20 protein-coding genes are annotated in these 19,148 nt (G+C 54.6%); 3 read left to right on the forward strand and 17 right to left on the reverse strand.

What is annotated here, in order from left to right; all coding sequences use genetic code 11:
* Positions 1-125 precede the first annotated feature (125 nt).
* Entirely contained in the window at positions 126-1,040 is a 915-nt protein-coding gene (locus Q3Y66_RS18915; RefSeq protein WP_008956532.1) for an AEC family transporter, read from the reverse strand.
* 104 nt (positions 1,041-1,144) lie between these two features.
* On the opposite strand from Q3Y66_RS18915, the gene Q3Y66_RS18920 reads away from it, so the two are divergent.
* Positions 1,145-1,648, forward strand: a complete 504-nt coding sequence (locus tag Q3Y66_RS18920; protein ID WP_035586210.1) for a hypothetical protein — start codon at positions 1,145-1,147, stop codon at positions 1,646-1,648.
* Between the two features lie 5 nt (positions 1,649-1,653).
* On the forward strand, positions 1,654-2,247 hold the full coding sequence (locus tag Q3Y66_RS18925; protein WP_008956530.1) for an SCO family protein: 594 nt from the start codon (positions 1,654-1,656) through the stop codon (positions 2,245-2,247).
* A 6-nt stretch (positions 2,248-2,253) separates the two neighbouring features.
* Here the strand turns inward: Q3Y66_RS18925 and Q3Y66_RS18930 are convergent, their stop codons facing one another.
* The 7 genes from Q3Y66_RS18930 to Q3Y66_RS18960 form a co-directional block, all read right to left on the reverse strand.
* Complete coding sequence (locus Q3Y66_RS18930) at positions 2,254-3,345, reverse strand: PHB depolymerase family esterase (RefSeq protein ID WP_008956529.1); 1,092 nt, start codon at positions 3,343-3,345, stop codon at positions 2,254-2,256.
* 3 nt (positions 3,346-3,348) lie between these two features.
* Positions 3,349-4,029, reverse strand: coding sequence for an FKBP-type peptidyl-prolyl cis-trans isomerase (locus Q3Y66_RS18935; RefSeq protein WP_008956528.1), 681 nt, complete (start codon positions 4,027-4,029; stop codon positions 3,349-3,351).
* A 140-nt stretch (positions 4,030-4,169) separates the two neighbouring features.
* Positions 4,170-4,613 carry a universal stress protein gene (locus Q3Y66_RS18940; protein WP_008956527.1) on the reverse strand — a complete coding sequence of 148 codons (444 nt, stop codon included), beginning with the start codon at positions 4,611-4,613 and terminating at the stop codon, positions 4,170-4,172.
* A gap of 21 nt (positions 4,614-4,634) precedes the next feature.
* Entirely contained in the window at positions 4,635-5,918 is a 1,284-nt protein-coding gene (locus Q3Y66_RS18945) for a TRAP transporter large permease (RefSeq protein ID WP_008956526.1), read from the reverse strand.
* Positions 5,919-5,948: 30 nt separating this feature from the next.
* Positions 5,949-6,527, reverse strand: a complete 579-nt coding sequence (locus Q3Y66_RS18950) for a TRAP transporter small permease (RefSeq protein ID WP_008956525.1) — start codon at positions 6,525-6,527, stop codon at positions 5,949-5,951.
* A 297-nt stretch (positions 6,528-6,824) separates the two neighbouring features.
* Positions 6,825-7,871 (reverse strand): TRAP transporter substrate-binding protein DctP, encoded by a 1,047-nt coding sequence (gene dctP / locus Q3Y66_RS18955; protein ID WP_008956524.1) that lies wholly within the window; start codon positions 7,869-7,871, stop codon positions 6,825-6,827.
* Positions 7,872-8,055: 184 nt separating this feature from the next.
* Positions 8,056-8,643, reverse strand: coding sequence for a TIGR02444 family protein (locus Q3Y66_RS18960; protein WP_008956523.1), 588 nt, complete (start codon positions 8,641-8,643; stop codon positions 8,056-8,058).
* Between the two features lie 29 nt (positions 8,644-8,672).
* Between Q3Y66_RS18960 and Q3Y66_RS18965 the strand changes: the two genes are divergently transcribed.
* Positions 8,673-10,649 (forward strand): ATP-binding cassette domain-containing protein, encoded by a 1,977-nt coding sequence (locus Q3Y66_RS18965; RefSeq protein WP_008956522.1) that lies wholly within the window; start codon positions 8,673-8,675, stop codon positions 10,647-10,649.
* 26 nt (positions 10,650-10,675) lie between these two features.
* On the opposite strand, the gene dtd is transcribed toward Q3Y66_RS18965, so the two are convergent.
* The 9 genes from dtd to Q3Y66_RS19010 all read right to left on the reverse strand — a co-directional run bounded on the left by dtd (position 10,676) and on the right by Q3Y66_RS19010 (position 18,772).
* Positions 10,676-11,113, reverse strand: coding sequence for a D-aminoacyl-tRNA deacylase (dtd, locus tag Q3Y66_RS18970; protein WP_008956521.1), 438 nt, complete (start codon positions 11,111-11,113; stop codon positions 10,676-10,678).
* 88 nt (positions 11,114-11,201) lie between these two features.
* Positions 11,202-12,047 carry a universal stress protein gene (locus Q3Y66_RS18975; RefSeq protein WP_008956520.1) on the reverse strand — a complete coding sequence of 282 codons (846 nt, stop codon included), beginning with the start codon at positions 12,045-12,047 and terminating at the stop codon, positions 11,202-11,204.
* Between the two features lie 115 nt (positions 12,048-12,162).
* A complete protein-coding gene (gene thiD, locus Q3Y66_RS18980) occupies positions 12,163-12,993 on the reverse strand; it encodes a bifunctional hydroxymethylpyrimidine kinase/phosphomethylpyrimidine kinase (protein WP_008956519.1) in 831 nt (276 codons plus the stop codon).
* A gap of 141 nt (positions 12,994-13,134) precedes the next feature.
* Complete coding sequence (locus Q3Y66_RS18985; RefSeq protein ID WP_008956518.1) at positions 13,135-14,247, reverse strand: TRAP transporter substrate-binding protein; 1,113 nt, start codon at positions 14,245-14,247, stop codon at positions 13,135-13,137.
* Positions 14,248-14,448: 201 nt separating this feature from the next.
* A complete protein-coding gene (locus tag Q3Y66_RS18990; protein WP_008956517.1) occupies positions 14,449-15,852 on the reverse strand; it encodes a TRAP transporter large permease subunit in 1,404 nt (467 codons plus the stop codon).
* Complete coding sequence (locus Q3Y66_RS18995) at positions 15,852-16,412, reverse strand: TRAP transporter small permease subunit (RefSeq protein WP_008956516.1); 561 nt, start codon at positions 16,410-16,412, stop codon at positions 15,852-15,854. Before Q3Y66_RS18995 ends, Q3Y66_RS18990 begins: the two co-directional genes overlap by 1 nt.
* A 118-nt stretch (positions 16,413-16,530) precedes the next feature.
* On the reverse strand, positions 16,531-17,367 hold the full coding sequence (locus tag Q3Y66_RS19000) for an endonuclease/exonuclease/phosphatase family protein (RefSeq protein WP_050805277.1): 837 nt from the start codon (positions 17,365-17,367) through the stop codon (positions 16,531-16,533).
* A 2-nt stretch (positions 17,368-17,369) separates the two neighbouring features.
* A complete protein-coding gene (locus Q3Y66_RS19005; protein WP_050805278.1) occupies positions 17,370-18,002 on the reverse strand; it encodes a thiol:disulfide interchange protein DsbA/DsbL in 633 nt (210 codons plus the stop codon).
* Between the two features lie 140 nt (positions 18,003-18,142).
* Positions 18,143-18,772 carry a cytochrome c gene (locus Q3Y66_RS19010; RefSeq protein WP_008956513.1) on the reverse strand — a complete coding sequence of 210 codons (630 nt, stop codon included), beginning with the start codon at positions 18,770-18,772 and terminating at the stop codon, positions 18,143-18,145.
* Positions 18,773-19,148 lie beyond the last annotated feature (376 nt).

Genomic DNA, 19,148 nt, shown 5'->3' on the forward strand with positions numbered 1-19,148 from the left:
CCGAGTAGCTGTCTTGGCTGCCAAGCGTCTCATCAAACGCTGACAATCACACTATAATCATTCTCATTTACCTCGTCAATACAAATACGAATATTTTTTATTTACCTTTCGAGTCTGCCTATCCATCAGCTTACCAATCGCAGCCAAAACGGTAGCGTCGCCATGGCCAATAGGGTTTGTCCGGTGATAATGGCCGCCATCAGTTCAGCATCGCCGCCCAGTTGGCGGGCTAAAATATAGGCAGACGTAGCGGTGGGCAGCGCTGCAAACAGGAGCGCCACGTCACGACTGACCGGATCTAGTTGCAGCACCCAGGTTAATACCAAGACAAACGCGGGCATCAGCAGCAGCTTAACGCTATTGGTAGCCAGCACGCCGCGGTCAATCCGCAGCAACGCCGCCGGGCGCAGCGCTACCCCCACCGCTACCAGCCCCAGTGGCAACGCCGCACGCCCCAATAGCTCGACCGTGTCCTGACTCCAACCAGGTAAACCGACACCGGAAAGGTTCAGGCCAATACCAATAAGGCAAGCAAGGATTAGCGGATTTTTAATCAGCGCCATTGCGCTTTTACCCACGCTAGCGCCGCCCAGAGTGCCAGCGGCCACAAAGCTAGCCACACACATCACGTTAACTACCGGTACCATTAGTGCCACCGCGACGGCTGCAGTGGTCGCTCCTAAGCTGCCGTGTAGCGCGGCGGCACCAGCAACGCCCACATAAGTATTAAAGCGTACCGCCCCTTGAAACACCGAGGTAAACGCAGCGGGTGTAAGGCGTAACCAGCCCCGTAAACGCCAAAGCAGTATGCCAAACAACGACATTGCGCCCAGCAATACCAGTGCTAGGCGGCCTACCGGAACTTGGCTCACATCGGCAGTCGCCAACGTTCCCACCAGCATGGCGGGGAACAGTACAAAATAGATAAGCCGCTCCATCTGCGGCCAGAAAGTATCGCTAGGCCAACGCCAATAGCCGAGCATGGCGCCCAGTAAAATCAATAAAAACAGGGGGCCTAAAGCGCCAGTGATACTCTCCATTTGCGTTCCTTTTGCCTGCGACATCCCAGCACAGCGATATCGGCTCGATTACTGTTACCATGGCGAAACACCCGCCTCACGGCTTGCGTAGCGATTATTCTGCCATGAAGATGATATCAAAACCTGCACACCCGGCAGGCTTTCCTGCTTTAAGGGTACTGATACTGGTCACTGGTTTAGCGCTGGCTGCCTGTGCTTGGTATGCCTTTGCCCATTGGTTGCACCGCGATAGCGATGTGACCTGGTTTCCGCCTGCGGCAAGCTGCAACTTGCATACAGCGCCTTGTTCCGCCACGTTGGGCGATAAAGGCCGCATCACCCTCCATGTTCAAGCGAGCGGGCGGATTGATGCATTAGAGGTATTACCACTGGAAGTTGAGGTTGACGGCGTTACGGCCACTCAGGTTGACGTTGATTTTGTTGGCCGTGATATGGACTTAGGGCTGCACCGTTTTGCCCTCAGTGCAGGTGCGCCCGGCCATTTTCAAGGACAAGGCCAAGTGGGGATTTGCACCCAAACCATTATGCCCTGGCGAGCGCGTGTCATACTGGACACTGCAGAAGGTAAAGTGGGTAGTTGGTTCGATTTTGACGTTATTCGGAGTTAACGCACATGGCACGTAAACCGTTATGGCTGGGCGCTGGTGTAGCCGCTGTATTAATTGTGGTCAGTGGCATCGGCCTCTATCACTACGCTTTTGCCCCCAAGGATGGCGAACCTGTAGGTGGCCCTGTGGAAATGCCTTCGACCCAGGGGGATTTTTCGCTGACCCAGCTGGATGACGATCAGCTAGCCATTTTATCGTTTGGTTACACGTTCTGCCCCGACATATGCCCGATGACCCAGTCGGTCAAACGCCAAGCCTTGGCTCAACTCTCTGAGGAACAGCGCGAGCGGGTGGTGCCGGTGATGATTACCGTTGACCCCGAACGCGACACCATAGAGCGCATGCAGGAGTACATGGGCTTTTTCGGCGAGGAGTTCATTGGTGCGGTAGGTAGTCAGGAGCAGCTTGAAGATGTTGCGTCGCGCTATGGAGTGATATGGCGAAAAGTCGAAGCGCCGGATTCGGCAATGGCATACACCATCGATCACAGCGCCTCGCTTTTTTTAGTCAATCGCGAAGGCGAGATATTGCAGCGAGTGCTCTATTCGCCAACTCCCCATGGGTTAGTCTCGGCATTAGAGAGCGAACTGGGCAGTTAGTCGACTTTACTCTGGCGAGGCGTTTTCGGGAGCAGTTTGCAAGCGATCCAACATCGCCATCAGCGCACCAATCTGGGTGCCGCTACGGGTATCGTGCTGAGGGCTTAACTGCCAAGTGCTTTCGGCAAATCCCCACCAGTCCCAGCAGCCTTGCGGATTCGCCATACTGCTTTCCGCCTGGGGATAAAGCACAATTTGCTGATGCGCTGACGCCCAGGCGTTTAACCCGGTGTAACGTACAAACGTTTCACCAATCGCCTCTGCGTTCATTTGGCAGCCATGCAGCGCCAACGTTACCGGGCAGTTACCCGCTTCACAGCCTTGCGGTATAAACACATAGCCTGTGTCGGCTAGGCCTTTTACCGCAAATTCCGACTGATCAAACGCGGCTAACTCGCCACCCAGTTTGCCGCTCGCCTCAGAGGCTTCACGTTCGGGATAAAGCCAGTTCAACATATCACCAGCGATATCTTCATCGCAGGCTAATACATAACTACCGCCCCCTTGGCGACAATCGCCCCACTCTTGGGGGCCGGGCGACACATCATCGGGTAAGCGTACCGGCCAGCCATGCCCGGCATTTTCGCTACGCGCAACGCGCAGTTGATCTGGCGAGGCAAGCCATTGCGTCCACTGCTCGGCAAGGAGATCGCCCAGCAGCGGTTCAACGACGTCATCTTCTTCGCCGTGCCAAAAGTAGGCCCGCAGCTGGCTAAGGCGCTCTGTGCTTCCGACCTGTTCAAGCGCTATATAGCGATCATAGCGGCTCGCCAGCTCGTCTAATGATGGCGCGCCGCGGCGTGTCATCATGCACTGGTTAAGCGCCAAACTCAGCGAGCCTTGTGCACAACTCCAAGGCCCCGCCGCCAGTACGCCCAGGCCACTAAACCGTTCTGGCCAAGCGACCGCTAGCTGGGTTGCCATATAGCCGCCTGACGATACCCCCACCACGCTTGCCTGCTCGCTAACGGCACCCAGGGCGGGTAATGCCTCGGGCTCAACCTCCGGCTCGGCCTGTGCCAACAACGGGATACCAAGGCTCAGGTAGACCAGAGCGTATGCAAGTGGGCGAAGCATGGAAGGGGCGGCTGAAGTCATTGCTTATTCGACGCCTAACAATTCAACGCGGAAGGTCAGCACTTCATTGGGTCCAATCGGCCCTTGACCATTTTCGCCGTAAGCAATATCAGCGGGAATATATAGCATCCAGCTATCGCCAACGCTCATCATCTGCAGCGCTTCCTGCCAACCTTCGATCACTTGGTTGGTTTGGAAACTGACTGATTCACCGCGCTCAAAGGAGCTATCGAATACAGTGCCGTCTAACAGCATGCCTTCGTAGTTCACTTCAACAGTGTCTTCAGGGCCAGGTGTCTCGCCATCGCCCGACTCAAGCACTTCATACTGAAGGCCAGAATCCGTCACGGTTACTTCTTCACGTTCAGCGTTTTCGGCCAGGAAAGCTTCGCCTTCTTCGAGATTCGTTTGCGCCATCTCTTCAGCTTCGGCTTCACGTGCTTGCATTGATTGCTCTTGGAAGGCCATCAATGCTTCGGTCATCTCTTCTTCACTAAGCGCTAAGTCATTACCTTCAAAAACGTCACTCATGCCGTCATGAAACGCATCTAAGTCGAGGTCTTCGATATCGGCCTGCATGCTTTCGCCCAAGGTGACACCCAGGCTGTAAGCCAAACGCTGTTCATCGGTTTCAGGCGCTGCCGCTGCAAAAGGGGCGACCAAAAGCAAACCTGTCAGAGCCGTTGTAGAGATCAGTAGTTTCATGAAAGATCCTTTTATCTTTTATATAGCGGCGCCGAACGCCTATCTGTGTCACTTAAAGATTAACACCCACCGCCCCAAGCTGCATCTTTGGGGCGGTGGGTGTTAATAAGACCATAAAGCAAGCAAGAGGTTTAACGGATTTAGACGACCAACGTAGGACAGTGAGCGGCGCCAGCAACCCGCTGAGAGACACTGCCCAGCAGCGGATTCTTTTCGCCGTTGGTGCCCTGGGCGCCAATCACGATCAGATCGCACTCTCGCTTACGGGCGAAACGCACGATAATACGCGAGGGGCGCCCACCTTTTACAAAGGCACGCACGCGGGAGTCATCAGCGCCCAGCTCAATAGCATGCGCCTTCGCATGTACGGCAATCTCGGTGGCGTACTCTTTTAACGCATCGTCAGGAATATCCAACTGATTGGGCCGCACCATGGAAAGCGAGGCTTCCAGCAGGCTGTGGTGTTTAAACACGCACAGCAGATAAAGCTCGGCGCCCGTTAGCATCTGCAAGCCTACCGCCTTCTCCAGCGCCCTTAAGGCGCCTTTTGAGCCATCCACCGGGACTAAAATGCGATTAAACATTCGTGTACTCCTTGTGGCTGTTTAGCGGAAGGCAACATCGCGCAGGAACAGCGCAATTTGCGGGAACATGATCAATAAGGCGGCCGCTAAAATCAGCATGAAAATAAACGGCGGTGTGCCTTTTATGACATCCCAGTAAGGGCGTTTGAAAATCGCAATCGCAGTAAAGATATCGCACCCAAAGGGCGGTGTTGCCGACCCTATCGCCACCTGCAGCGTAATCAAAATACCCACCAGGACAGGGTCGAGTCCGGTGGCTTCAATCGCCGGTGTAAAGATCGGCGTTAGCACCAGGATGACGACGATGGGGTCAACGAACATACAGGCGACGAAAAAGGCGATACAAATGGCAATCAACACGCCCGTGGGGCCTGCTTCATTGATCCCCACTGCCTCCAGAATCATTTGCGGGATCTGGGCAAAAGAGATAATCCACGAGAAGCCATTACCCACTGCCACCAAAATAAACACCACAGCGGTGATTAAACCGGTGGATTTGGCAATGGCGTAAATGTCGTTCATTTTGAGCGAGCGGAAGATCACAAACTCAAGCAAGATGGCATACAGCACACAGGCGGCGGCGGCTTCGGTCGGGCTAAAGATACCGCCATAGATACCACCAACAATAATCACCGGAAAGCCGAGCGGCCATAACGCTTGTTGTACTGCTTTTGCGCGCTCTTTCCAGCTCGATTTTGGTTCTGTGGGTACGTCTTTAACAATGGCGTAGATAATGCAGTAAGCCGAGAACATACATAGGATCATCAAGCCTGGACCAATACCGGCGATAAATAGCTCACCGATAGAAGTACCCGAGATAACCCCGTAGATAATCATGCCGATACTAGGCGGAATCAGAAAAGCAATATCGCTGGCATTAATGATCAGCGCCAGCGTAAACGAGTCTGAGTAGCCCGCTTTAAGCATTTTCGGGCGCAATGGTGAACCAACGGCCACCACGGTCGCTTGCGTTGACCCGGACACGGCACCAAACAGTGTGCAAGAGGCCGCCGTGCTCACCGCTAAGCCACCTTTAATATGGCCGATAAACGACATCACCATATCAATTAAGCGATTAGCGGACTGCCCGCGAGTCATAATATCGGCAGCAAGAATAAACATTGGCACAGCAATGAGTGAGGCTGGGCGTATACCCGCCATCATCTGCTGGATCAGTGTATCCATCTGGCCGAAGCCGTTAAACATCATGAAGAAGCCAATTATCGCAGCGGTAATCAGCGGAATCATCATTGGAAAGCCCAGCAGCAGCAGGGCAATCATGGTAGTAACCATTATTGTCGTCATAGCTGTTCCCCTAGAGTGCAGTGCTCTGCATCAGACTTCAGTTTCCGTGTCTTTATAACCATCCACCACGCCCGTCGAGAGATACACATCGTGGGAAGTAAAGTTTTTAACAGCGGTCAATAAATATTGAATTCCGGTGACCAAAAAGCCCAGCGGTACCCATAGGTAAATGATCCATACCGGTAAACCCAGGGAGGGAAGCACGCGCCCTTTGCTATACAGGTCAACAATATAAATAATTGAATAATAAAGAAGGAAAAACATCACCAGCGATGTGAATAGTGCAATACCAATCATCAGTACTTTGCGTCCACCCACCGGCAATGCATCATAAATAGCCGACATACGAATATGGCGGCCATGTCGGGCGGCATAGCCAATCCCGGCAAAGGTGATCATGATGATCAAAATTCGGTTTAATTCACCGGAAAACATAATGCTGTTGCCAAACACGAAACGGGCAACCACGTTGGTGACCGTATTCAGCGCCATTAGCAAAACGCCCATCGCCAGGATCACGGCTTCCATTTTGCTAATTGCAGTGTCGATCACACCTAAAATCCCCGGCAAACCGGAGCGATAACTCTTTTCCATCTCTTCATCGGTCATGGCCGGACTCCTTTCTAACGGCTTTAACGGCATCAGTTCAGTGCCGTTAGCACAATTAACACAGCGTTATTCCAGACCTACCTATTGCAAACCTACCCGCTTTATTCAGCAAAGAATCGCTACTAGCGTAACGGTATGCCGCCGCTGGTGATTCAACGCTAGATATACGTAACCCAGCGTAAGAGTGCTAAGTTCCAAGCCGAATAACCCATAGCTTACCGCGGCAGCATAAAAAAGGGGCAGCCTTAGCTGCCCCTCGGGTAAATCATCCAACATGCAAATGCGGCTTAAGGATGATTACTCGTTGCTTACGGCTTCCAAATCGGCTTTGAACTGCTCAAGCAATTCTTCGCCTTTGTCGCCGGTCATTTCCAAGAAGGCTTCTTCAACCTGTGGAGCACGATCACGGAAGGCTTGAATCTGCTCTTCATCCAGACGCGTTACGGTCACTTCATCAGACGCTTCCTGAATCTTCGCTAACGACTCTTCAGCCAAGCCTTGGATATGCTCGATGGTGTGGTCATAAGCAGCTTGTGAAGCTTCATCAACCAGTGTCTGGTCTTCTTCAGACAGGCCTTCATAGAAGTCTTGGTTAGCCATCATCGCGGTGGTGAACCAGCCATGACCAGTGAAGGTCAGGTGCGGAGACACCTCATACAAACCACCGGATTCGATCCAGAAAATCGGGTTCTCTTGACCATCGATGATGCCGGTCTGTAGGCCACCATAGACTTCACCCCAGGGTAGCGGCGTGGGCGTCGCACCAAAGGCGTCGTAGGTTTCCGATAGCAGCGGGTTGGTCATGGTACGGATTTTCTTATTATCCATATCTTCCGGCGAGCTGATCGGCTCGTCGGTCGTTATGACCATTTCGCCTTCCGGATACATCTTCAGTAGCTCAAGGCCTTGTTCGGCATAAAGCTCTGGGAACATCTCGTTGATTGCTTCGCTTTCTTCGAAGAACGTCAGTACGGTCTCTTCGTCGGTCGGCAGCAGGTAAGGAATGAAGAAAATTTGCGCTTCAGGAATCAATGCACCGGTAAAGCCGGGTGACTGGTTCACAAACTGCAGAATACCGTTCTGAGTCTGCTCCATAATATCGTCAGACTCGCCCAGCTCACCAAAGCGGTAAACCTGAACCGTGTGATCGGAGTTCTCTTCGATATGCTCTTTAAAAGCATAGGCAAAGACATCCTGTACGTCGCCTTCGTACTCTTCATGAGCATAACGCCAGTTATCCGCTTGCGCGACAGCCGTCATACCCATCAACAGTGCACCCACGCTTGCCGTTGTCACTAATTTGGTGGTTACAGAACGATTAAATACGGGTTTGCTTGCCTTCATACGGTGTTCCCCTTGCAGTGGTAAGCGCGCTATACAAGTGCGCAAGAACCTAGATAATCCACGCGTATCTCAACACGACACTGTTATCCGCTATTCAGCGTTCACTAACAGACAATGGCGCTGCTCTTATTGTGTGCTAGCCAGCGAATAACGCTAGGTATTTTAAAATCAGCTTAAATTCAGGCTAGCGCGCTCCTTGATGAGGGTCAAGCTGGCAAGTAAGCGTTTGTAGCGCCTCGCACAGTACCGAGGTGGCATTTAAGCTACTCTCCGATTGGATGTTAGCTTTACTAAAAAGCAGCTGATTTCGCAGCCATTTAGCCGAATCTTGCGGCATTTCGACGATATTCATTACACGCGGCTCATCAGCATGCGCTTCTAAAACCCACGCTTGCCAACGTTGAAGGTTCTCACGCTCGGCCATTAGTTCCGCCTGCTTAATGGTTTCCCGCAGCGCTGCCACAGAGTCACTAGACGCTGCCGGGGCTTTTAAATCACGGCGTAAACCACGCAAAACTTCCGTGACACTGCTCTGCCATTGACGACGCTGCTCGCGCTGGCGAGCGACCGCGCGGGGGATCGCTTCTAAACCATATGAGTAGAGCCAGCAATGGAATAGTAGCTCGCAAACATCCAGCTCAGCCTCCTCCTGGAGCGTCAGACAAGCAGTCTCAACACCAGGCTTGGCGTAAAGCGCCAGCGCAAATTCCCATAACGGTGCCTGCTGTAGGCGCTGCAATCGGGTAGAATCAAGCGCAATAGAATTTTGCATCGTATGACCCACTTTTTTCGGGAGAAAGCATGATCGCACTGCGCCAAGTCGCCCTGCAACGCGGCACGCAAACGCTACTCGACAATGCAGACGTTACCCTTAATAACGGGGTGAAGGCCGGTATTATCGGGGCAAACGGCGCCGGCAAATCGAGCCTGTTTAAACTGCTGCTGGGCGAGATTGCTCCTGACCAGGGCGATGTCGAAATGAGCGGTGGCCAGCGCATTGCGCATATGGCTCAGGAAGTCGATGCCCTTGACCGCCCTATTATTGAGTATGTACTTGATGGCGACTTGGCGCTGCGCCAGGCAGAAGCCGACTTATTGGCTGCCCGTGAAGCCGGTGAGGCCCACCGGGAAGCCGAACTGCACGGCTTGATTGAAACCCTGGACGGCTACCGCGCGGAGTCGCGCGCAGCACAGCTACTGGTGGGGCTAGGCTTCCTTCAGACCGATCTCACCCGCCCACTCTCGGCGTTTTCCGGCGGCTGGCGGATGCGGGTCAACCTCGCCCGTACGCTGTTTATGCCTTCTGACCTTCTGCTGCTGGATGAGCCCACCAACCACCTGGATCTGGACGCCCTGCTGTGGCTGGAGCAGTGGCTGACCCGCTACCCTGGCACGCTGCTGCTGATTTCCCACGACCGCGACTTTCTGGATGCCGTGTGCGATCACATCGTGCACATGCATCACCAAACGCTGGAGCTTTACCGCGGCAATTACTCCCAGTTTGAGCGCACCCGCGCCGAAAAGCTCGCCTTGCAGCAAGCCGAAGCCGCCAAGCAGCAGGCCCGCCGTGAAGAGATAGAGCGCTTTATCGCCCGCTTTAAAGCCCAGGCGACCAAGGCGAAGCAGGCACAAAGCCGGGTCAAGATGCTGGAGCGGATGGAAGATATCGCTGTAGCCCATGTGGATTCTCCCTTCCACTTCACCTTGCCTGCTGCCGATAAAACATCGCGCCCGCTACTGGTGCTTGATCAGGCGCAGCTAGGCTATCGCGGTAAAAAGGGCGACGGAAGCGACGACAACATCCAGTTGGACAAGGTGAACGTTACCCTGCTGCCCGGCAGCCGCATTGGCCTGTTAGGCCCCAACGGGGCGGGTAAATCGACGCTAATTAAGTCGCTCACCGGCGAACTTGAGTTACTTAACGGCAAGCGCGTGCCTGGCGAGCATTTGGCGATTGGCTACTTTGCTCAGCATCAGCTTGAGAGCCTGGATGTTTCATCGACGCCCTTTGTTCATGTCCAGCGCCTTTCGCCCACCGCCAGCGATCAGGATATCCGTAACTTCCTGGGCGGTTTTGGGTTTAAGGGCGACGACGCCTTCGGCAAAGTCGCCAACTACTCAGGCGGCGAGAAAGCCCGCTTGGCGCTGGCGCTCGTTGCTTGGCAAAAACCCAACCTGCTGCTGCTCGATGAGCCGACCAACCACCTGGATCTAGAAATGCGCGAAGCGCTGACTCAGGCGCTGGCAAGCTTTGAAGGCACGGTGATTCTGGTGTCTCACGACCGGCACTTGCTGCGCGCCACGGTCGATGAGTTTTGGCGGGTAGCGGATCACCGCGTTGAGCCTTTCGACGGCGATTTAGAAGATTACCGCGTTTGGCTTAAAGCGCGCCTGGAGGAGAGCCGCCGGGATTCCCGCGGCGAAAAAACCGAGCGCCAGAACCAGCAACCCAGTGGCGACAGCCGTGAAGCGCGCAAGGCATCACGTAAAGCGGCGGCCGAGCTGCGTGAGAAGCTACGCCCGCTGAAAAAACAGCGCGATCAGGCAGAAAAAGCCATGGAAAAGACCCAGCAGGAACTTGATAAGTTAGAACAAGTGCTGGCAGACCCAGCGCTCTACACCGACAGCGCCCGCAAACCCGAGCTGACCAAGACGCTTAGTCAGCAAGCTGATATCAAAGCGCGACTGAATGAAGCAGAACAACAATGGCTTAGCGCAGAAGAGGCGCTGGAAGCAATGGAAGCCGAGCTGCTCGCCAGCGAAGAGACGGCTAGCTAGCGGAAAGCTAGCAATCAAAAGCCGGTCTAGCTTCCCAGCAAAAACGTTACAGGGCCATCGTTGATTAGCGCCACCTGCATATCGGCGCCAAACTCACCGGTGGCAACACGCGGCCAGGCAGTGCCCGCCTGGGCAACCAGCAAGTTAAACAGCGCTTCACCCTGGGCGGGTGGAGCGGCGCTTGAGAAGCTGGGTCGTAGTCCTTTGCAGGTATCCGCCGCCAGGGTGAATTGGGAGACGAGCAGCAAGCCGCCATTTACCTGCTGCAAGTTCTGGTTCATTTTACCGTCGGCGTCGCTGAATACCCGGTAGTGGAGCAGTTTATGCAGCATCTTTTCCACACTGGCCGCATCATCGTGCTTCTCCACGCCTACCAGCGCCAGCAGCCCGTGATCGATACTACCGACAATTTCGCCTTCCACTTCTACGCTGGCGCGCTTTACGCGCTGAATTAGTGCCTTCACAACGCCACTCCTCGGCTAACAAACGGTTATTGTAACTACCGTTTGTTAATTTTTCCCCAGCAGTACATTGAGAACGCTTTTACTTCGATTACCAAGCGCGGCAGAGCATCAAATCGCAGTGCGGCTCACACAGCAGCATCTCGGTGAGCTGGCTAGTGTGATGGGGTTGCCCACGGCTGCCGATCATGACGAGATCGGTTGAATGACGTTTCATATAGGCCTGAAGCACATCACAGGGTGCGCCCTGCTCTAGCACCAGCTCAACGTCGGGCACCCCCTCTAGCTCGCGCATTAGGCTATCGACCTCATTGGTCAACTGTTCGCGCAAGCGCTGCACTTCATGCTCACGCCAATGGGCATAGTACGCTTGCGAACCCAGCTCACGCTCGCCGGGAAGCGACCAAGCGTGCAGCAGCGTCAACGAAGCATCAGGGAAGCGAATCAGCGCCTCTTGCAAGGTATGCCGCGCGGTGAGCGAAAAGTCGATAGGCACCAAAATATGCTGCCAGGGCTGGGTGGGTTGATAAGAGGCCACCACCACCGGGCAAGGAGCGCTGCGCAGCACACGCATCAATGTTGTACCCATCAACAGGTCTTTTTGCCCGCGCTTGCGATGCATGCCCAGCACAATCAGCTCGGCGTTGCGCTCATGGGCTTCACGTACAATCTCAACGTGGGGCGACCCCGTCACGGTTTGGATGAGCGTTTTCGGCGCCTCCAAAGCGTAGTCTTCACGTAGATCGGTCAACGTGGTGGTAATGTCCTCCACTACCGCGCTCTCTACATCAAGCAAGACACGCCGCGGTAAGTAAGGGTCCAACACGTGCAGCACGTCTAGCTGACCCCCGTAGGCGTAGGCTAAACGCAGCGCCCGGGCAAAGGCGGCGCGATTATCAGCAGAAAGATCGGTAGCAAACAGAAGTGTACGAGGCATGGCGAAACGCTCCTCAGCCGATTGACTCAGCCTTATAAGCCGTTAAGCAGACACTCCTCAGCATGGTGTGCAATACCCATTCACGCAAGCTGCCTATTACGCTGATGGCAGCGCCTCACCACCAGGCGTGAAAATGGTGCACCGGACCGCGCCCTTTACCCACATTTAAGCGCACACTCGCTTCCAGTGCTGCATGAAGCCAACGCTTGGCATCTCCGATCGCCGCCACCGGGGCATCAGGGCCTGACTGCTCTGGCAGTTTCGCCAGACAGGCGGCAATCGCCGAGGAGAGCGCGCAGCCTGTCCCGTGCAAATTGTTGGTGTCGATCCGCGAGGCGGGCAACCATTCATGGCCGTTGGGGGTTGCCAGCAGATCAGGACAGGTCGCTCCGCGCAAATGGCCGCCTTTTAATACCACATAAGGCGCCCCCAGCTGGGTCAGTCCCGGCAACATCGCTTCCATATCATCCAAGCTGGTAGGCGATGGCGAATCGAGCAGTACCGCGGCTTCCGGCAAGTTGGGGGTGATAACATCGGCAAGCGGCACCAAGATGTCACGCACGGCACGAATACCGGCGTCATCGACCAGTATGTCACCGCTCTTGGCGACCATCACAGGGTCGAGCACGATCCAGCGCGGTCGGCGCTGGCGCAGCACGTCGGCGATTACCTCAGCAACCTCGCGGCTGGCCACCATGCCAATTTTGACCGCGTCCAGCGATACATCATCTAGCAGGTGCTCAAGCTGCTCGCGAATGGCCTGGGGAGAGACCGGATACACCGAGGCGACGCCACAGGTATTCTGAGCAATCACCGCGGTGATCACATTAGTGCCATACACGCCGAGGGCCGAAAAAGTCTTCAAATCGCCCTGTAAACCAGCTCCGCCGGACGGGTCGGAACCAGCGATGGTGAGCACATTGCGCAGACGGGAATGGGTAGACATGAGGCTCCTTTACGACAAAATCGTCACTGTCTGCCTAGGATACCCAAGCTATGCGCTTTGTGCTGCTTAAAACCTACGCTCCAGACACACAACAGCCGCCCGAAGGCGGCTGTTGTGTTCGTGTGCGTTAAGCACGGTAGTCTATTGCGCGGTGTCGCCTTCCGGGTTACGTGCGTTGTAGTACGCCTGCTCGGAGATAGCGTGGTAATCCTCGACCTTTTCCTGGAATGCTTGATAAGAGTCATAGATACGCGTGGCTAATTCGCTCGATTCCGCCAGCTCGGCGACAACATCAGCCGAATGCTCGCGGGCTTGAGCAAGCACGTCGTCAGGAATACGGCGCAGTTCAACCTCGTGCTCGTTCACCAGGGTTTCCAACGCATCGTTGTTACGTGCGGTGTACTCATCCAGTACGCTTTGGTTGATATCGCTAATAGCGGTACGCAGGATCGCCTGCAAATCCGCTGGCAGCTCAGCGAAAGCGTCTTCGTTAACGATCGCCTCGAACATGACCGTCGGCTCGTGCCAACCTGGGTAGTAGTAATAGTCAGCAGCCTGATGCAGGCCAAACGCCAAGTCGTTATAGGGGCCAATCCACTCGGTAGCGTCAATCGCGCCCGACTGCAGCGAGGTAAAGATCTCGCCGCCCGGCATGTTCACAATCGCTACACCCATACGGCTCATTACTTCGCCACCCAGGCCAGGCATACGCATTTTCAGGCCGTCTAGATCATCAACCGAGTTGATCTCTTTATTATACCAGCCACCCATCTGCACGCCGGAGGCACCGGCGACCATGACGTCAACGCCAAAATCGTCGTAAAGCTCGTTCCACAACTCCATACCGCCGCCATAGCTTAACCAGGCATTCATTTCCTGGGCGTTCATGCCAAACGGCACGGCAGCAAAGAACTGAGCAGCGGGGGCTTTGCCTTTCCAGTAGTAGGAAGCGGAGTGGCCAAGTTCAGCAGTGCCGTCGGAAACGGCGTCAAACACTTCAAACCCCGGCACCAGCTGGCCAGCACCGAAGACTTCGATGGTCAGGCGGCCATCCGACATTTCATCCACCAGCTCCGATAGGCGCTCGGGGCCTTGGCCAACACCAGGGAAATTCTTCGGCCAGGAGGTGACCATTTTCCAACGGAACTCGTCCTCTTGCGCCTGGGCGTGGTTATCGAAGCTAGAGACCACCAGCAAACTGGCGGAGAGAGCGGTCGTCATGGCGATGGCGACTGGGAGTGTTTTGGCTTTCATACTATAACCCTCTTACTTTCTATTATTACTATTATGAGTAGGGAATACCCCGCCTAGCGTAGAACGCTAGGCGGTTTGCTACAGACCATTATTTGCTATAGGACACTAATGGCTCGTTGCTGCTTTATAGTTAGGTTGCCACATATATTCGTTGATAGCTGCGTTGATCACAGTGATGCTTTTCAACTTACCTCTTGTTGACTAGAACTGCGAGGGAAGCCAGGTTGCCAACTGCGGGAAGAAGCTAAGCATGAGCAACATACCCAACTGCATCAGAATAAACGGGATAACGCCACGGTAAATAGCCGACGTGGACACAGACGGCGGCGCAACACCGCGCAAGTAAAACAGGGCGAAACCAAACGGCGGCGTTAAGAACGATGTCTGCAGATTAATGGCAATCATGATGCCCAGCCAAATCGGATCAAGGCCCATGGCAAGCAAGATCGGCCCGACAATGGGCACCACCACAAAGGTGATTTCGATAAAGTCGAGAATAAAGCCGAGCAGGAATATAACCAGCATGACTATAATCGTGGCGCCCACCACGCCGCCGGGCATCGCCTCGAACAGCTCGGTCACCATGTGCTCGCCGCCGTAGGCACGGAAGACCAGAGAAAACAGCGCCGCACCGATCAGGATCAGAAACACCATGGTGGTGACGTGAGTGGTCGAGCGCAGCACGTCTTTCAGGGTCGCCCAGTCGAGCTGACGGTAAGCCAGTGCTAGCACCAGGGCGCCAAAGGCACCTACCGCGGAGGCTTCAGTCGGTGTGGCAAAGCCGCTTAGGATCGACCCCAGCACCGCCACAATCAGCACAACGGGCGGCACCAAGCCTTTGAGCAGCAGCATGCCAATCCCTGAGGTATGGCCAAGCTCGGCCATTAACTCTTCACGGTCAGCAGCGGGTGCCATGTGCGGTCGCAACCACGCCACCAGCGCCACATAAATCATATACATCACGACTAGCAGCAACCCAGGCACCAACGCGCCCATAAACAGGTCGCCCACAGAGACCGTTTTAGGGCTGAAAATCCCCATATCCAGCTGTGCTTGCTGGTACGCCGATGACAACACATCACCCAGCAGCACCAGGGCGATGGAAGGCGGAATGATTTGTCCCAACGTGCCGGTGGCACAGATAGTGCCGGTCGCAAGCGACGTGCTGTAGCCACGCTTTAGCATGGTGGGTAGCGACATCAGCCCCATGGTGACCACTGTGGCCCCAACAATCCCGGTAGAGGCAGCCATCAACATGCCCACCAGCGTCACCGAAATACCCAACCCACCGCGCATGGCACCAAATAGCAGGGCCATGGCATCCAGCAACGTTTCCGCCACTTTGGATTTTTCCAGCAAGACGCCCATCAACACAAATAGCGGCACCGCCAACAGCGTTTGGTTGGTCATAATGCCGTAGAGCCGGTTGGGCAAGGCGGCGAGATAGCCGCTATCAAAATTGGCGTCGATACCAATGGCTTCCAGACCCAGCCCCATACCGGCAAACAGCAGCGCCGTACCCGCCAGCGAAAGCGCTACGGGAAAGCCGAACATCAACACAATGCAGATGACGGCAAATAAAATAATCGGCATGAATTCCAGCATCAAACACGCTCCTCAAGATGGTTGCCGCCAGCAGCAGCCGGCACTATCCGTCCGGCCATCACATAGCTATTACGCACGATCTCAACCACGCCTTGCACGATCATCAGCACGGCAAACAGTGGAATTAAGGTTTTCAGTGCATAAACAGCCGGAATGCCACCGTAGTCGGAGGAGGTTTCTAGAATACGCCAGGAGTTGGCAACGTAGCCCAGGCTGGAAGCGATGATAAAGATCATCACGGGAATCAATAGCGTAATAATACCCACGACATTGATTAACGCCTGGCGGCGCGGGGTCATGCCTCGATAGAAGATATCCACCCGCACGTGGCCGTCGTGGCGAAAGGTGTAAGCAGCAGCCAGCATAAAGACGCTAGCGTGCATATACATCACTAGCTCTTGCATAAAGATGCTGTTCACGCTGAAGGCATAGCGAAGCAGTACAATCGCGAACTGAATCAACATCATAATGATGATCAGCCACGCAAGGGTACGGCCGAACCACTCTGAAGCGCGGTCCAGCGCACCAATAAAGGCAGGTAGTTGTGTTGTGTCCGACATGGAAGTGTCTCGCGTAAAACGACTAAGAGGAGTCAGCGCCCCAGACAATAGCGCATATACGCGGACAATGCAGCGCTCACAGGCGACAAAGGCAAGCTTGTTAGCCTAAACACTTAGGCTAAACGCTTGAGCGAATAGCCGCTAAACAAGCCTCTGGCAGCGGAAGATTGACTGCTATCGGCAGGTGATCAGAGAACAGATGATCCAATACGTGCACTTCCGCGGCCTCTAGCGATTGCGACAACAGAATATGGTCCAGCGCATGGCGCGGTTGCCAGGAAGGATAACTGAAAAGGGGTTTAACCGGGTGCAGGGGCAGCGACAAACTAAAGCGCTCGTGAGCGTGTAGTTGATCAGGCGTACAGTTGAGATCGCCCATCACCACTACGTGGCGCAGCGGCTGAATAATATCGCTTAGATAGTTGAGCTGGCGCACACGACCGCGGTGGCTAAGCGCCAAGTGAGCAACAAAAATATGCAAGGCATCCGGGCCTTCGCCAAAGCGGGCATGAATAGCGCCTCGGCCAGGCATTGCGCCTGGCAAACGGTGCTCGACGATCTGACTAGGTACCAAGCGCGACAGTAACCCATTGCTGTGCTGGGCAATACGCCCCAAGTTGCGGTTTAACTGCTGAACATGGTGCGGAAATCCCGCTTTGGTAGCGAGATACTCCACTTGGTTAACGCGGCTGGAGCGAAAGCTACCGCCATCAACTTCTTGTAGCCCAACTATGTCGAACTTACTCAGCACTTCGCCCATCATGTCCAGCCGCTGCTGACGACGCGGATGCGGCAATAAGTGCTGCCAGCTGCGCGTGAGATAGTGATGATACGCTGACGTCTGGATACCCACCTGCAGGTTAAACGTTAACAGCCGCAGATGGCCCTCTTCCAACAGCACCGGACGATGGCTACTGGGAACTGCCTCATCACGCTCTCTCGCTTCACGCAACACGGTTATTCTGCGCGCTCTGCACGCACCTGCTCGACCAGCGCATCAGCGATTTTCGGCATATTTTCCAGGCTACCGGCTGAACTCGGCGAAACAACGTAGCGGCCGTCAATCACCAGCGCGGGCACACCCATCAACTTCATCTCACGCATACGGTTGTTAGCTTCATTGACATCGCTACGAACACTAAAGTCGGTCAGCGCTTTTTTGGCCTCTTCTTCGCTGACACCATAGTTAGCGAAGAAAGCGGCAATCTCATCGGACTCAGTGAGCGACTGATTTTCCTGATGGATAGCATTAAAGAAATCGGCGTGTAGCTCCTCTTCAATACCCAGCGACTCAGCCGCGTAGAAAGCGGTAGCGTGGGTATTCCAGTCGCCGCCCATGGTAGCAGGCATATGTTCTACGCTAACGTCGTCTTCCAGCGTCTCGTACCACTCATTAACCGGTGTTTGTAGGCGGTAACAGTGCGGGCAGCCAAACCAGAACACTTCAGTAACTGCAATTTGCCCGTCTTCAGCATGGGTTTCTACCGGGGACTCAAGCACTTCATAGTGCTGGCCTTCAACGACATCCTGGGCACTCACTAGCGCAGAAAAACCTAGACCGGCCATCGTAACCATTAGCGTTTTAAACATTGTCGTTTTAAACATCGTATAAATTTCTCCATGGGTAAGCGAGGACTAAGACCGTGGTTATATTAGCGGGTTCCCTCATTTCAAGCACATCGGCAAATGAGGAAACCAAACGGCACAAGGAGGTAGAAAATTTTGCAGCCTTAATTCAGCCCTAATACGTAGTTCGCCACTGCTTCCATATCCCTGTCACTCATTTTGGAAGCAATATCGCCCATAATATTATTGGGGTCATTGGTGCGATCGCCGGACGCAAATGCCTGCAGCGTAGAAACCGTATATTGAGCATGCTGCCCGGAAAGGCCAGGATAAACGGCACTGCCGATGCCGACCCCGGTCGGCGTGTGACAGGCTGAACAGGCGGGAATACCCTTGGCCATATCGCCAGCACGGTAAATCTCTTCGCCGCGCGCCAATAATTCAGCGTCTTCGTCGTTGGTTTGACCCAAGTTAGCGTCTTGTTCCGCAAAATAAGCCGCGGCATCCCAAGCGTCTTGGTCAGAGTAGTCATCCACGATGCCCGCCATTTGAGGCACCACACGGTCACCGTCGCGAATATCCATAATCTGTTTTGCCAGATAGGACATTTGCTGACCCGCGAGGTTAGGGAAAGCACCCGAGGGGCTAATACCCTGCTGCCCATGACAGGCGGCGCAGGTTTGGGACATTTCTTGGCCAGCAGACGCGTCTGCATCGGCTTGATAGTCCGTTTGAGCGTGGGCAGCGCCAACGGCGCCCATGGTAATTGCCAGGCTTGCCAGTAACTTTCTCATTGCTCTTCCACTATGCCGTTTTATGTTTGACTGGTACGCACCCTGGGCGCTTCCCAGGCTCCACAAATTACCAGGGTTAGCTCCGCCAAAACGAACAACGTATCGCGTTGGTCGCTGCCGGCTAGAGGGCGATGGTACACTAGCGCCCCAGGTCGCAGATATAAACCGCTTGCATTATAACGAATCACCCCAGCGGCGGGAATGCAAGTCCTGGTCTGCTTTAGGGGTAATTCGTCGCAGTCCTGCTCTCATTTCTCTATTATGCGTCGCTACCAAGCGCTCTACTTTACGCGCTGAAGAAGCCATAATGGGTTGATAGTGCGTTGATGATAGCGCATTGATGAGCACATTGATGATAGTGCGTTGAGTAGGCCGC

The sequence above is a fragment of the Halomonas sp. HAL1 genome, from assembly GCF_030544485.1.
GTDB classification, from domain to species: domain Bacteria; phylum Pseudomonadota; class Gammaproteobacteria; order Pseudomonadales; family Halomonadaceae; genus Vreelandella; species Vreelandella arctica.

What these genes read in the sequence shown, in the direction of transcription:
- Q3Y66_RS18915 (WP_008956532.1), bottom strand. Translation starts at nt 1,040, where the DNA reads ATGGAGAGTATCACTGGCGCTTTAGGCCCCCTGTTTTTATTGATTTTA.
- Q3Y66_RS18920 (WP_035586210.1), top strand. Translation starts at nt 1,145, where the DNA reads ATGAAGATGATATCAAAACCTGCACACCCGGCAGGCTTTCCTGCTTTA.
- Q3Y66_RS18925 (WP_008956530.1), top strand. Translation starts at nt 1,654, where the DNA reads ATGGCACGTAAACCGTTATGGCTGGGCGCTGGTGTAGCCGCTGTATTA.
- Q3Y66_RS18930 (WP_008956529.1), bottom strand. Translation starts at nt 3,345, where the DNA reads ATGACTTCAGCCGCCCCTTCCATGCTTCGCCCACTTGCATACGCTCTG.
- Q3Y66_RS18935 (WP_008956528.1), bottom strand. Translation starts at nt 4,029, where the DNA reads ATGAAACTACTGATCTCTACAACGGCTCTGACAGGTTTGCTTTTGGTC.
- Q3Y66_RS18940 (WP_008956527.1), bottom strand. Translation starts at nt 4,613, where the DNA reads ATGTTTAATCGCATTTTAGTCCCGGTGGATGGCTCAAAAGGCGCCTTA.
- Q3Y66_RS18945 (WP_008956526.1), bottom strand. Translation starts at nt 5,918, where the DNA reads ATGACGACAATAATGGTTACTACCATGATTGCCCTGCTGCTGCTGGGC.
- Q3Y66_RS18950 (WP_008956525.1), bottom strand. Translation starts at nt 6,527, where the DNA reads ATGACCGATGAAGAGATGGAAAAGAGTTATCGCTCCGGTTTGCCGGGG.
- dctP (WP_008956524.1), bottom strand. Translation starts at nt 7,871, where the DNA reads ATGAAGGCAAGCAAACCCGTATTTAATCGTTCTGTAACCACCAAATTA.
- Q3Y66_RS18960 (WP_008956523.1), bottom strand. Translation starts at nt 8,643, where the DNA reads ATGCAAAATTCTATTGCGCTTGATTCTACCCGATTGCAGCGCCTACAG.
- Q3Y66_RS18965 (WP_008956522.1), top strand. Translation starts at nt 8,673, where the DNA reads ATGATCGCACTGCGCCAAGTCGCCCTGCAACGCGGCACGCAAACGCTA.
- Q3Y66_RS18975 (WP_008956520.1), bottom strand. Translation starts at nt 12,047, where the DNA reads ATGCCTCGTACACTTCTGTTTGCTACCGATCTTTCTGCTGATAATCGC.
- thiD (WP_008956519.1), bottom strand. Translation starts at nt 12,993, where the DNA reads ATGTCTACCCATTCCCGTCTGCGCAATGTGCTCACCATCGCTGGTTCC.
- Q3Y66_RS18985 (WP_008956518.1), bottom strand. Translation starts at nt 14,247, where the DNA reads ATGAAAGCCAAAACACTCCCAGTCGCCATCGCCATGACGACCGCTCTC.
- Q3Y66_RS18990 (WP_008956517.1), bottom strand. Translation starts at nt 15,852, where the DNA reads ATGCTGGAATTCATGCCGATTATTTTATTTGCCGTCATCTGCATTGTG.
- Q3Y66_RS18995 (WP_008956516.1), bottom strand. Translation starts at nt 16,412, where the DNA reads ATGTCGGACACAACACAACTACCTGCCTTTATTGGTGCGCTGGACCGC.
- Q3Y66_RS19005 (WP_050805278.1), bottom strand. Translation starts at nt 18,002, where the DNA reads ATGTTTAAAACGCTAATGGTTACGATGGCCGGTCTAGGTTTTTCTGCG.
- Q3Y66_RS19010 (WP_008956513.1), bottom strand. Translation starts at nt 18,772, where the DNA reads ATGAGAAAGTTACTGGCAAGCCTGGCAATTACCATGGGCGCCGTTGGC.